The following is a 14001-nucleotide window of genomic DNA, read 5'->3' as shown; positions in this document are numbered from 1 at the left end:
CCCCTGTTATACACGCTCTTCGAGTATTGATAGAATATTGCCGGCAGGGTCTGCAAACCAAGCTATTTTGGGGCCTGGCCCTGTGCCATCAGCATTAGCGATACCTCGTTCGTCGGTGCGAATTTCTCCTGTATATGAAAGGAAATGAACACCGTCGGCAGAAAGTTGATTAACCGTACTGACTATGTCTTCTACCACAAAGTTAAGTACGGTAAAAGTGGCAGGTTGATGATTCTTTTTTGGATAGATAATAATGGTATGACCACCTGTCAAATGAAGTTCGAGCACATCCATCTCGGCACGTGTCACCTGTAATCCTAATGTGTTTTTGTAAAAAGCTTCAGCTTTCTCCATATCATCAGCTGAATAACTGCTGAATGTCTTGCGAGTTTGTAATATCATCTTTGTTTATTTTAAGCGCCTCACCATTCGCAACGCATCTTAGCTGTCCTGCACTGATTGATAACAATAAAATATCAATCTTGTTCTACTCACTTGCCATCGAAACGTTTGTCTCGCAAACGGTTGCGTTTACATTGCTTTTGGTTTTAAGTATTTTAAGCCGTAAAATTGCTCAGAACGCCAATATGGAACCGAAATCGAAAACACTAAATGTATAACTTATTATGAAATCTAATAGATTAATGCGGTGGCTTGCAATAGTTGGTCAAGTAATAATTTTTGTCCTGCCTTTAATGGGATACGCGCAGAATAATACGTTGCCGCCTAACATTATCTATATTTATGCGGACGATCTCGGCTATGGTGACATCAGTCCTTATGGACAGAAAAGAATAAAAACGCCTTATTTGGATCAAATGGCGAAAGAAGGCATGCAATTTACCAATCATTATACAAGCACACCGGTTTGTGCGCCCGCACGTTGTATGCTGCTAACGGGTAAGCATGGTGGCCATTCCTATATTAGGGGAAACTATGAGATGGGTGGTTTTCCGGACAGCTTAGAAGGCGGGCAAATGCCCCTTCCGGAGGGGACTTATACACTTGCTAAAATGCTAAAAAAAGCCGGATATGCGACCGGTTTAATAGGAAAATGGGGATTGGGAATGCATAATACCACTGGTTCTCCCTTAAAGCAGGGCTTCGATTATTATTTTGGTTATTTGGATCAGAAACAAGCGCATAATTATTACCCTTCTCACTTATGGGAAAATGATCAATATGTTAAATTAGGGAATCCGGATATATTTGTGCATCGCTCTGTCGATTCCTTGAAAGCAGATGATACTGATTTTGATTACTTCAAAGGTAATAGCTATGCCCCTGGTCTAATGACAGACAAGGCGCTTCGGTTTATCGAAAGATCTAAAGAGAGGCGTTTTTTTCTTTACCTGCCCTATACGATTCCCCACGTGTCGCTTCAAGCTCCCGACGAATATGTAAATCAATATAAAGATCGGTTTAACGATCAACCTTATTATGGGCAGCATGGGTATGCGGCCACGAAATATCCCCGAGCAACCTACGCTGCATTGATATCCTATTTGGATGCACAGGTCGGTCTCATTTTACAAAAATTAAAAGAGCTGGGTTTAGATGAACGGACGATTGTTATGTTTTCGAGTGATAACGGGACCGCGTTCAATGGAGGTGTGGATTATACCTTCTTTGATAGTACTGCAGGTTTAAGAGGTCTGAAGATGGATGTTTTTGAAGGAGGAATTAAAGAGCCATTTCTGGTACGATGGCCCGGTAAAATAAAACCAAACAGCAAAACGGACCACGTTTCGGCGCAATACGACTTGATGGCGACTATAGCGGATCTTATCGGAGAGGATGCAGGTAATACAGATGGCATTTCGTTTCTCCCTACTTTGCTTGGGAAAGAGAAAAAACAAAAACAGCATAAATTTCTATACTTTGAATATCCGGAAAAGGGAGGCCAACTGGCAATTCGGAAAGGGGATTGGAAAGCAATCAAGCTTAATATGAAAGGGAATCGAAAAGCGAAATGGATGTTGTTTAATCTTGGAGAGGATCCCCGCGAAACCAATGACCTGGCACAACAGCATGCCGAACTATTGCATGAATTTGATAGAATTGTTGCTCGGGAGCACCAACCTGCTCACATCCTGGATTGGGAGATTGTTGATAATAAACTTCAAAATGAGAAAAGGTAGAATTTGAGTGGCCGGTTTAAAAAATCACCATAGCACCGGTTCCCTATTAGGACAACCAATGGGTTTCGAAGATAGGGGTAAACGTGCTTTGTGAAAATTCGAGCAAGAAACGGATTGTAGACCAGTCTTACTTTCCTTAATTTCGACTCATGCAAAATCAGCATTTGATAATACCGGTTAACGGACCTCTTAACTTCAAAGAGTGTTTGTGGTTTCTCGATAGAGGATATGATGACTGTTTGATTCGCATTTATGACGATCATTTTCGAAAGGCGCTGATTGTAGAAAATGAAAAGATCATTTTGGATGTTTTTGGAGATACCGAAGGACTTAAAGTGACAATAGCAGGTAAAGTGTTAGAAGAAGAAACGATTGTTTATATTAAACAGTATTTAGCTGAATGGTTTGATCTTGAAAATAACTTAGAGAATTACTATGCGATTGTATCCTCTTCCGGGAAATTGAACTACATGTCCACCGCTTTTTATGGTTTGCGATTAATCGGTATTCCGGATCTTTTTGAAGCTATTGTTTGGTGCATTATAGGACAACAGATCAATTTGACATTTGCTTATAAAAAAGGCGCTTGGTAGAGGAGTATGGCCATTGTGTTGTTTATCAGGGCGATACTTATTATGTTTTTCCCTCTCCTCAGGATTTTATAGCCGTAAATCCGCAGGACCTACTGAAAATACAACTCTCCAAGAGTAAAGCTAACTATATCATTGAGGTAGCTAAAGCCTTTTTAGAAGGTAGAATCAGTAAGAAAATTGTAGCAGGTTTACCAAGTTTCGAATTGAAACAGCAGTTATTAATGTCTGTGAAGGGAATTGGTCTTTGGACAGCAAATTATGTCTTGATGAAATGTTTACGAGTGCATAATAGCATACCTTACGGAGACGCAGGACTACTGAACGCGCTCGTGAAATTTCATATAAATAGAAGACAAAAAAGACTTAGTTGGCACTAAGCAGTTCTTCAGACAGTTTAAGGACTGGGAATCTTACATCGTCTTCTATTTATGGCATAGTCTTTCGAAGGATGCGAAAATTAATTCAGTGCATCATGAAAAATAATACCAAGCGCGTATCGTTGACCGGTATGCAATGGACTCACGCCGTGTTTCATGTTCACTTTATGAAAACCTTTTACTCCCTTTACAGATCGGAAATTTGTAGTGAATATTAATAGGTCGCCTTGATTGAGCTGTAGTACATTAGCCTTTGATTGTGCACGTGGCACCTGTTCGGTGATGACAAATTCACCGCCCGTGTAGTCCTTTCCGATTTGATTGAGCATAATAACCATTTGCAGGGGAAAGTAAACGGTTCCGTATAAATCCTGATGCAAGGTATTAAATCCTCCCTCGTGGTACTTTAATATCAATACCGTAGGTTTCGTCTGTCCCTGCTCATGGCAATGTCTTTGCATTTCATTAAAAGTTGAAGGATACGCAGCGTTTATTTTTAGTTCATTCATCCAACGATTGGCCACTGATACAATCTTTGGATAAATACCTTCACGCAACGCCAAAATTGGCTCAGGCAAAGGATATTTAAAATACTTATACTCACCCAAACCGAAACGATACCTTTCCATTAGAATGGTCTTTCTGTAACGGGTGTCGTTATCATATGAGTTTATTAGTTCCTCACATAAATCGGTAGAGAAAAGGTTCTTTATAATTACAAAACCCTTTTCATGCAAAGACCTGGAAATGCGGCTCCAATCTTGTGTTTCAATTAATGAAAAAATTTGTTCCATCTTATTTAAAGTAATGTTTTTGAGTTAATTTCCATTTTTCATACGCACTCCGCAGGCAATGGCCACACGGGCGATATCCTTTCGCAACGGCTTCCTGTTCGTCATAGAAAAATACACGATGTGCCACTTTCATACGTTTGCCCGAACCACATGACAATAAACCATATATTTTTTTTGGCCAATAACCTGCCAAGCTGACTTTTTTTTTATGAATTAATGCCCGAAGTTTGATCATTCTCTCTCCTCCGGTTTTGCCAAGTTCAATATGTCGATACATTATAATAAAACATTTCTTCAAAATAAATTAATGTTCAAGTATTGTAAAACCCGAATATTGCTGCTTTTTAAAAAGTACACAGGTTTGCACAATAGTGTGGTTTACTGTAACAGCAATTAAAAAAATTACTTTTCTTTAAAATAAATTAATATATTTACCTAGCGTAAATCGCTAATAATCACTTTCCAATTAATAATAACAGATTATGAAAAACTATTTCGCAGAATTTTTCGGAACTTTCTGGTTGGTTTTTGGCGGCTGTGGCAGCGCGTTGTTTGCTGCGGGTATACCAGATTTAGGCATTGGCTATATGGGAGTAGCGTTTGCTTTCGGTTTAACAGTCCTTACTATGGCCTACGCTGTAGGTCATGTTTCAGGAGGGCATTTTAATCCTGCAGTCTCTATTGGACTTTTAGTAGGCGGCCGTTTTCAGGCCAAGGATTTGCTGCCATACATTCTTTCGCAGGTTTTGGGAGCGCTTGCTGCCGGCGCAATTCTTTATTTAATATTAACCGGCAATGCGAATCCTGTTGCGATTGATAATACGAAGGCAGGGGCGTTTGCAGCAAATGGGTATGGTGCCTTGTCGCCCCATGGTTATCAATTTGGTGCCGCTTTTTTAGCAGAAGCGGTATTAACGGCTTTTTTCCTGATTGTTATACTTGGAGCGACCGATAAGTTTGCGAATGGTAAATTTGCCGGTATAGCCATTGGGTTGGCACTTACTTTAATTCACTTGATTTCAATTCCCATAACAAATACATCGGTGAACCCTGCTCGTTCTACTTCGCAAGCGATAATTGCCGGAGGCGAATATCTTAGTCAGTTATGGTTGTTTTGGGCAGCACCCATAATAGGAGCAATTATAGGAGCCTTAATTTATAAATTACTTATTCAGAAAAGCGACCCAAGCTGATATTGTAAAAAGGTATATCTTGACAAGCGGGGTAAACAATTTGTTATCCCGCTCGTTACATTGAAGGTTGGCATTAGTGGCCGGTGTCGTTATTATTAGTCATATCGTTTAGCATTTCCAAGATCCCTTCGTTTTTTAAAAGCCAAGTGCCAATCCGGTCGCTTGTGATACCATCTAATAAGATATGGTTAAAGGTTGGTCCGTTTATTCCGAATTGGGTTTGAAAATGCTTGAATTGAATGGGAGTGATATCTTTTAAATTATGGGCAATTTCTACCAAATGACTTGAAATCACAAAGAGGCTGTTTGGGTGCTTCGAAAAAGCTTCAACTATTAACAATGAACATTCATAGGCATCTTTTACATTGGTACCCCTAAAGAGTTCGTCGAAGATAATAAGTAGATTTTTGCGCGTAGAAAGCTCTTGTGCAACGAATTTTACGCGTAAGACCTCGTTGTAAAAATGGCTGCGTCCCTGTGTTAGGTCGTCCGCAAGATTGATTGTTGTCAGTAAGCCGTTAAACAATCCAGTTGTCATCTTTTTTGCCGGTATAGGAAAACCAATATGAGCGAGATAGGTTGCGATGGCAATTGATTTCATTAATGTCGATTTTCCGGACATATTTACCCCCGTAAGAAAGCATAGATGATTATTCGCTGTTAGGCTGAAGTCGTTAACAATGGGATTGTGTAAAAAGGGATGAAAAACTGCCTTCAGCTCGAGCCTGCTTTTGTCATGTTGGATATATTGGGGAAAAGAGAAGGAATGCTTTTTTGCCGCCAATGCAACGGAATAATAGGCATCTAATTGATAAACATAATTCAGTATGTCCCGAATTTCTTGTCTATAAATTTTCCTTATTAAATAGTCGCAACGTTCTAATCGAATTCCTTTTAACTTCCGGTAATTTTTTTCTAAGCAATTCCTTATGAACGCATCGGCATAGATTGTGTTTATCAATATGGATAAGTTCTTGATAAAAGAAACTTGGCCTTTTTTCTGTAATTCTTGACAAAGCTCGTTCAGGAAAGATATCGTATCCAGTATTTCGATTAAGCCACGTTGCTTATTATATTGTTCCTGTTTCTTTTTATATTGATATTGAATTGATTTTTTCAAGGCTCGAAAGAAGGAATATTTTTTTGGACTATCTGAATTCGCTAAATAAAATTCAATAAAGTCCATCGGTTCTTTCTGAAAGGATATATTTTCGATTTCCTCGTAAAGAAATCTTAAATCCTCAACCCGTGTTTGTAAGTCATATATGTTCCTGAGCGGCGTTTGAAAGAGTTCTTTTAGGCGTGTTTTACCGCCAAGGGTAGTTGTATAATCGAAGTAAGCATAAACGCTGCGATTGTATTTTGGACTTTCGAAAAGCTGTAAATCGTCTATAGTTTGATTATCAATCAAAAACGTATCATTCATGTTTAGGGTGTTAATCGGCCTTTTCGTTTTAACGTATAAAAACATAATTTGTTGTTCTACTGAAAAGTAGTCTAAATTTCAGAAAATGCGTAAAACAGGAAAAGGCATGATATGATTTTTCTACCTTTGCTGACGAGTCTTGCTACGAATTTCGCAGATACATCGTAAATTATATGAACTTAAATGTTATTCATAGGCGCGTTATCGATTTTTTAACAAAAACGGATAAACCCGTTTTTTTAACAGGTAAAGCAGGAACGGGCAAGACTACCTTTCTTCACTATCTAAAGACTACTATAGCAAAGAACATCGCGATAGTAGCTCCCACCGCAATAGCTGCTTTAAATGCAGGTGGTGTTACTATCAATTCGCTTTTCCAAATACCTTTCGGGCCGCTGATTCCTCGAAAAGATCTCGGTGATTTCAAAGATCATAAGGCGGTTCGCATGGCGCCCGACAAAGCAAAGATGCTCATCAGTCTACAGTTGCTCATTATTGATGAAATCAGTATGGTTCGCGCAGATGTCATTGACAGAATTGATTTGATTTTGAGAAGTATTAAAGGTTCTGACAGGCCATTTGGCGGCGTTCAGTTACTCATGATTGGCGATCTCTATCAATTACCTCCGGTTTATCAGAATGATTGGCCTATCTTAAAGCAGTATTATACCAGCCCCTATTTTTTCAGTAGTTGGATTTTTGCGTCTTTTCCGTTAGTCAGTTTCGAACTTACGGAAGTTTTTAGGCAGGCAGATCCCACTTTTATTAACATTCTAAACAGCATAAGGGATGGCAATGTCGATGAATCGCTTCTTTCTGTTTTGAATCGGCAATTTAAACCGGGAATGGCTGCTGCCGAGCTGACTGACTATATTACGCTTTCGACACATAATCGCTCTGTGGGAGAGATCAACGAGACCCGCTTAAGAGATTTGGAAGGAGAGATCATGGTTTATAAGGCGATTATTGCCGGCGATTTTCCTAAAGACGCCTATCCTGCTGAACCGGAACTACGTCTTAAGGTGGGTGCGCAAGTTATTTTTATAAAAAACGATTCAAGTGGTAAGAAGCAATATTATAATGGGCGGACGGCTTGCGTTTTAAAGGCAACACACGACAGTATACAGGTCCGCTTTCTAGATGATGATTCTATATTTGACGTGATGCCGGAGACTTGGGAATACACCAAATATGCTCTCAATGAGTTGGAAGGGAAAATAGCGTCATCATCCAATGGTTCTTTTACGCAATATCCAATCAAACTGGCCTGGGCAATTACTATTCATAAGAGTCAAGGTTTGACATTTGATAAAGCGGTGATCGATGTGGAGGCTGCATTTGCACACGGCCAAACATATGTGGCGCTCAGCCGGTGTAGAAATTTGGAAGGATTGATATTAAAGGCACCCGTAAAAGCCGAGAATGTAATGACAGATGCACGCATAACTTCGTTTATGCATCAAAGTCGAATGCAAAGTGAAGAGGCTGACTTGCTAAGCCATGCGATGTTAGAACATGAGTATAAGTTAATTGCGGATATCTTTGACTTTAAGAACATCGAAATTGAATGGAACCTCTTGAAGTCCATGTTACAATCTTCAGTCAATGAGGTTTCCGTTGCCACTCGTGTGAATGAGATTGAGCAGCTTTTAGTCGATCAGGTGAGAAAAGTGGCTGACAAATTCTTGAGGCGAGAATTGAATAATTTAGATTACCGGCTTCCGTTGGTGCAAGGCAATTTTACACTTCGCTTAAAACAAGCGGTAACCTATTTCAAGCCCAAAGTCGAATTGCTATTGGATATGGTAAAAGAAATACTAACGTTACCAATAGAAGAGGGACTCGACCCTGAATTTTTTGAGATATACAATCAGTTTGTAATGCATCTGAAAGGGAAACTGGCCGTCTTACAGATTGATCCGGTCCAAGTCGATAGCCAAAAATTATCATCAGTATCGATGGAGGCTGCCATAAATTACGTTCCGGTTTATCAAGTAGGAAAAAAAGGGATGAACGAACCTAAAATTAGCGACTTGGTTAATCCCTTATTACTCGACGAAATTTTCGCTTGGCGAACGAAAAATAGCGAAAAGAGAGGGGTTGCAGACTATCTCATTTTGAGTGAACAACTTTGTATCGCTATTGCAGCCAAATCGCCAAAATCCTTGGGAGAGTTAGCTCAAATTAAAGGTATAGGGGTCGGAAAAGCCAAAGAATTGGGAGATGAATTTGTGAAGATTATTCGTCAGTTTTACGGAGAACGTGATCTGTTCGGTTAGCGATCCGGAAACTTTTTAATAACTAAACCCTTTTAAGGATTCGTTCGTTAAAAACAAGCCAATTTGCTAGGAAGGGTAGTGGTAAGCCGATCATGCCTATCAAAATTAGGAGTTCTTTTATTGCATTACCTGCCTTAAACTCGCCCTTCGGAGTGCTGCTTAGTGGCACGATCAGGAAATTCATGATAACCCAAATCGAAAAGCCAAAAAAGATACCGGATAACACTTTATATTTCGATATAATCGGAAGCCGATGGTATATTACACAAAAAACTATCGTAAATGAAAGCGCAATACCGTAGTGTAGAAATAATCCCAAGAGAATTGCCGGCATTCCTGTTGAAAAAGCTTCTGAACCAAGTACCCCACTTGCAATATACTTGAAAATAAACAGCGGGTTCTTTCCCGTTTCTAAATAATATTTTATGAAGGCAGCTGTTATATCCAACGTTCCTACAATTAACCCGACGATAAAAATTCGTACGACCACAGGTAATAACGGTAAATCAGATTGATTTTTCATTGTTATAAATTTGTTTCAATGACCATAAAGGCTTGTCTATTACAAGCAGGCACCGGATTTATTGAGAGAACAGTTGACTTAAATAATATAATGATGATTTCATAACCGGTTATTAACGTGGTGCAAGTAGCAACATTTACACAAAAGAACAAAATTTTGTTTACATTTTGCATTTCCGCACCATTGTTATCGCATTCTATCAACCGAAAAAGAATACAAAACATAAGCGCAGAGATTACTTGGTGTTAAATTACTTTATGTTCTCCCATGGTAATTTGTCCTGGATAAAATAGCGTCATCTCCATTAATAAATGCGCATTAATAAGCGTCCTCATTATTTCTATAAAATCTACGGAATATCAAAAGAATATCTATATTTGTCTACTTATTCTATAGATTTTATTATGTTTAAACAAAAGCTACTTTTCCTTTTTCTAATCACACTAATCTCGCAGTTTGTTTTTGCACAGCAAACGGTCACGGGAATTGTTAAAGATGCCAATGATGTGGCTATTCTTGGTGCAACAGTATTAATAAAGGGTACTAATTTAAAAGCTGTTACTGACATTAATGGTGAATTCACCATTCAAGGGACAACAACTTTGCCGTTTACACTTTCTGTCAGTTCCGTAGGATTCAGAACAAAAGAAGTGCAGGTCCAACAGGCGAGTGGAAACAAGTTCAATATTGTATTACTTGCCGATGATTTCCAGCTTTCAGAAGTTGCCGTAACGGCTAGGCGTCGTACAGAACGTGTGCAAAATGTTCCCATTCCTATTTCTGTTGTCGGCGGAGCTCGTGTTGAAAATGCAGGTGCATTCAATGTTAATCGTCTAAAAGAATTGGTGCCAGCGGTGCAACTATATTCATCTAATCCTAGAAATACGACTTTGAATATTAGGGGGTTAGGTTCGACGTTTGGACTTACGAATGATGGCATAGACCCCGGTGTAGGTTTCTACGTCGATGGCGTCTACTTTGCACGCCCAGCAGCAACTACACTCGATTTTATTGATGTTGAGCGAATAGAGGTGCTGCGAGGTCCCCAAGGTACGCTATTTGGAAAGAATACGACAGCAGGAGCTTTCAACATCACTACTCGTAAACCTAGCTTTACACCGGAGGTTAATTTCGAAGCGAGCTATGGAAATTTTGGTTATGTCCAGGCAAAAAGCTCCGTTACCGGTCCCCTGACGAAAAATTTGGCAGCCCGAGTTTCTTTTTCCGGTACGCAGCGCGATGGTGTATTATATAACGTCGCTACCGATCAAAACGTAAATGATCTTAATAATTTAGGCTTTCGAGGACAATTACTTTATGCACCTTCCAATAACGTCAATATTCTATTTGCGGGTGATGTGTCAAGACAGCGTCCCAATGGTTATGCCCAAGTTGTCGCCGGGGTAGTTCCTACACAAAGAGCAGCTTATCGGCAATTTGAACAAATTATTGCCGATCTGGGATATAATCTACCAAGCCGTAATCCTTTTGATAGAAAAATAGACCACGACACACCTTGGCGATCAGATAATGACTTAGGAGGTGTTTCTTTGAATGCAGATATTAAAATCGGATCAGGTACATTGACTTCAACGACCGCGTGGCGATATTGGAACTGGAATCCCTCAAACGATCGCGATTTTACAGGGCTCCCAGTTTTATCGCTCTCACAAGCGCCTTCCAAACATCAACAATGGTCGCAGGAAATTCGCTATGCCGGTGATCTTTCATCCCGTCTAAGTGGAGTGTTTGGTGTTTATGCGATCGGACAACGATTGAAGACAGATCCATACCATACGGAGGAATCAGGTGCAGCGCAATGGCGGTTCTCGCAAAATTCAACGAGTGATTTATGGGCCACACCGGGATTGCTCGATGGATACGGTATTCGGACATATTCAAAGCTTACGTCTTTTAGTGGGGCAGTATTTGGCCAGCTCGACTGGTCGATCACAGACCAAATACATCTATTGCCAGGACTGAGGTTTAATTACGATGACAAAAAAGTAGATTTCAACCGCCAAACTTATGGAGGGCTTCAAACCGATGACCCAGCCCTTTTGGCAATTAAAAGAGCAGTTTATACGGATCAGGTATTTAACGCAAATACCGATAATACGAATCTTTCCGGCCAACTAACCCTAGCGTATAAACCCAATGATCGTATCAATTCTTACGCTACTTTCTCAACTAACTACAAACCGGTAGGACTTAACCTCGGGGGGTTACCTACTAATAACGGTGAGCCAATGCTGGAACTGGCAGAAATTAAACCGGAATATGTTACACATTACGAAATTGGGATAAAAACTACTCCTTTGGACAATGCTACTTTAAATTTTTCTGTTTATAATACAGATATCAAAGATTTTCAAACGCAAGTGCAAACCGCGGAAGTAGGCGTAAATCGTGGTTATTTAGCAAACGCAGAAAAAGTGAGGGTACGCGGAGCAGAGCTTGATGGTAATGTGTTTATTGGCAACGTTTTTTCATTATATGGAGCGCTCTCGTATACCGACGGTAAGTACATTTCCTTTAAAAATGCACCTGTTCCGTTAGAAGAAACGGGCGGAGAGTCTGCCTTCAAGGATATTTCAGGCGGTAAGCTGCCTGGAATTTCAAAATGGGCGGGATCTTTAGGTGGACAAGTTGACATTCCGGGTAAATTCCTTACTTTAGGCGGGAGCTACTTTTTCGCGATTGATTCTTATTTTCGTTCTTCATTTTCATCGAGCCCGTCTCCATCTCAATATTTAAATGTGGACGGTTATCTTTTACTGAACGCGCGACTCGGGTTTCAAGCGAGTCAAAGTGTATCGTTCTTTATCTGGAGTAGAAACTTGCTAGATAAAGATTACTTCGAGCAATTGCTTCCCGCTGCAGGCAATGCTGGTCACTATGCTGCTGTGCTGGGTGACCCACGTACATTTGGAGCGACTATTCGTTACAGTTTTGGTAGAACGGTACGATAGGTTTACCGATCTGAAATAAAAAGGGGCTTGATAGTTGACTCAAGGCCCTTTTTTTTATTGGGGGCTGATCGTCGCTAAAACCGATATGGTATCCGGTATCTGTTTCCGATAACCTACTACCAATTTAATTCGCATCTTTTGAAAAAAACTCACTGTCTATAACTTGCTCATAGCCTTACTATAACGGAAAATTATCCGATATTTACATTTAGAATATACCAATATCTTGACTATGTTAATAAAAAAGTAAAACTTTCAAAAAAAGATATTTTATTCGATGAGAATTTTAAACCATTGGCTACCTTTGGAACCAATAATTTTAACCACAGGTAATTTAAAGAAGCAGTAATAAGTTGTATCCGTCCGCAAACTTACTTTAAATACTTGTTTTACATGAAAAAAAATAATATATTTTAACTAATGGAACATAAAATAAAAGTCGCAATCCTGGGTGTAGGAAATTGCGCAAGCTCATTGGTACAAGGTGTTGAGTATTATACTAACCACCCCGATCAAAAATCTGGCTTAATGACAGATGACATTGGAGGATATCGTGCTGCTGACATTGAATTTGTTTGCGGATTTGATGTCGACGAGCGGAAAATCGGAAAAACTTTGAAAGATGCTATTTTTGAGAAACCAAATTGTACAATGGTTTTATATGATCAAATCAGCTCCAATGCACCCATATATCCATCCGTTGTTCTTGATGGTGTTTCACCAATGATGGCTTCCTACCCGGAGGCGCAAAGATTCAAAGTTGCGGAATCATTGAAAGCCACAGATATGCTCGATAGTAGCTCAACATATGACAAAGGTCTTGTTGAAGTCTTCCGTGAGCAGATTATTAACCAGCTAAAGGCGTATCAGGTTGAGATTCTGATCAATTATCTGCCTGTTGGTTCACAAATTGCCACGGAATTTTTTGCAGAAATTTGTTTAGAGCTAGGCATTTCACTTGTAAATTGTATTCCGGTATTTATTGCTTCTGATCCTGCCTGGGAGCAAAGATTTATTGATGCAGGCATTCCGATTATTGGAGATGATATGAGAAGCCAATTCGGAGCGAGTATTTTATCGCAAATGCTGCAAGAACTTGCGTTTGCGCGCGGACATCACGTAAAAGCCCATATTCAAAGAAATATTGGAGGGAATACCGATTTTTTGAATATGGAAGACAAGAATCGCTTGAAATCGAAGAAGATTTCCAAAGAGAATGTTATTAGAGCACAAAACGATATCAGGAACATATCTACTGAGAATAGCTTTTTGCACGCAGGGCCATCGGAGTATATTGCTTATTATGGAGACAACAAAGTGGCCAATTTTAGGTTAGAACTCGAAGGGTTTATGGGGGCACCGGTGATATTAGACGCACAATTATCTGTTCAGGATTCTCCAAATTCCGCTGGCGTCGTAATTGATGCTATACGATATGTATATGTAGCTAGGGAATTGGGAATCGTCGGAGCATTACGTGGGCCGTCTGCCGCAACTCAGAAAACCCCTCCTGAACAAATGATGTTCAGCCAAGCTTTGGAGGAATGTCATGCTTTAGCAAAACGCGAATTGACAACTTCTACAAGGAGTCAGCTTAAAAATACCCAATTGGTTACGGAGTAAATCTTTCGTAAACTAGACAGGAAACGGCAAGTGCATGAATAAGTACGTGCCGTTTTTTTATAGGATTCTAGGATAATTCA

12 protein-coding genes are annotated in these 14001 nt (G+C 39.7%); 7 read left to right on the top strand and 5 right to left on the bottom strand.

All coding sequences use genetic code 11. The features are described 5' to 3' along the window. Nucleotides 1-6: 6 nt before the first annotated feature. Complete coding sequence (locus QT327_RS05485; protein WP_289552306.1) at nt 7-402, bottom strand: VOC family protein; 396 nt, start codon at nt 400-402, stop codon at nt 7-9. Nucleotides 403-626: 224 nt separating this feature from the next. Between QT327_RS05485 and QT327_RS05480 the strand changes: the two genes are divergently transcribed. The 3 genes from QT327_RS05480 (at nt 627) to QT327_RS05470 (ending at nt 3111) form a co-directional block, all read left to right on the top strand. Further along, complete coding sequence (locus QT327_RS05480) at nt 627-2141, top strand: arylsulfatase (protein ID WP_289552305.1); 1515 nt, start codon at nt 627-629, stop codon at nt 2139-2141. Nucleotides 2142-2290: 149 nt separating this feature from the next. Continuing rightward, on the top strand, nt 2291-2734 hold the full coding sequence (locus tag QT327_RS05475; protein ID WP_289552304.1) for a DNA glycosylase: 444 nt from the start codon (nt 2291-2293) through the stop codon (nt 2732-2734). Then, nucleotides 2728-3111, top strand: a complete 384-nt coding sequence (locus QT327_RS05470; protein WP_289552303.1) for a DNA-3-methyladenine glycosylase family protein — start codon at nt 2728-2730, stop codon at nt 3109-3111. Before QT327_RS05475 ends, QT327_RS05470 begins: the two co-directional genes overlap by 7 nt. Before the next feature lie 80 nt (nt 3112-3191). Here QT327_RS05470 and QT327_RS05465 read toward each other — a convergent pair whose 3' ends face one another. Beyond that, nucleotides 3192-3905 carry a 2OG-Fe(II) oxygenase gene (locus QT327_RS05465; protein WP_289552301.1) on the bottom strand — a complete coding sequence of 238 codons (714 nt, stop codon included), beginning with the start codon at nt 3903-3905 and terminating at the stop codon, nt 3192-3194. Between the two features lies 1 nt (nt 3906). Next, on the bottom strand, nt 3907-4182 hold the full coding sequence (locus tag QT327_RS05460; protein WP_289552300.1) for an Ada metal-binding domain-containing protein: 276 nt from the start codon (nt 4180-4182) through the stop codon (nt 3907-3909). Between the two features lie 205 nt (nt 4183-4387). On the opposite strand from QT327_RS05460, the gene aqpZ reads away from it, so the two are divergent. After that, the gene (gene aqpZ / locus QT327_RS05455) at nt 4388-5098 is read left to right on the top strand and encodes an aquaporin Z (RefSeq protein ID WP_289552299.1); all 711 of its coding nucleotides are present in this window, start codon (nt 4388-4390) and stop codon (nt 5096-5098) included. Nucleotides 5099-5171: 73 nt separating this feature from the next. Here aqpZ and QT327_RS05450 read toward each other — a convergent pair whose 3' ends face one another. Then, nucleotides 5172-6524 carry a MutS-related protein gene (locus QT327_RS05450; RefSeq protein ID WP_289552298.1) on the bottom strand — a complete coding sequence of 451 codons (1353 nt, stop codon included), beginning with the start codon at nt 6522-6524 and terminating at the stop codon, nt 5172-5174. A 173-nt stretch (nt 6525-6697) separates the two neighbouring features. Here QT327_RS05450 and QT327_RS05445 point away from each other — a divergent pair, with 173 nt between their 5' ends. Further along, the gene (locus QT327_RS05445) at nt 6698-8803 is read left to right on the top strand and encodes an HRDC domain-containing protein (protein ID WP_289552297.1); all 2106 of its coding nucleotides are present in this window, start codon (nt 6698-6700) and stop codon (nt 8801-8803) included. A gap of 22 nt (nt 8804-8825) precedes the next feature. Here QT327_RS05445 and QT327_RS05440 read toward each other — a convergent pair whose 3' ends face one another. After that, entirely contained in the window at nt 8826-9326 is a 501-nt protein-coding gene (locus QT327_RS05440) for a hypothetical protein (protein ID WP_289552296.1), read from the bottom strand. Nucleotides 9327-9730: 404 nt separating this feature from the next. Here QT327_RS05440 and QT327_RS05435 point away from each other — a divergent pair, with 404 nt between their 5' ends. Then, a complete protein-coding gene (locus QT327_RS05435) occupies nt 9731-12298 on the top strand; it encodes a TonB-dependent receptor (protein WP_289552295.1) in 2568 nt (855 codons plus the stop codon). Nucleotides 12299-12718: 420 nt separating this feature from the next. After that, a complete protein-coding gene (locus tag QT327_RS05430) occupies nt 12719-13921 on the top strand; it encodes an inositol-3-phosphate synthase (protein ID WP_289552294.1) in 1203 nt (400 codons plus the stop codon). The last annotated feature ends 80 nt before the right edge of the window (nt 13922-14001 follow it).

The sequence above is a fragment of the Olivibacter sp. 47 genome (genome assembly GCF_030372825.1).
GTDB classification, from domain to species: domain Bacteria; phylum Bacteroidota; class Bacteroidia; order Sphingobacteriales; family Sphingobacteriaceae; genus Olivibacter; species Olivibacter oleidegradans.
Note: the sequence above shows the minus strand (reverse complement) of the source record. Positions and strands in the feature narration are given on the sequence as shown.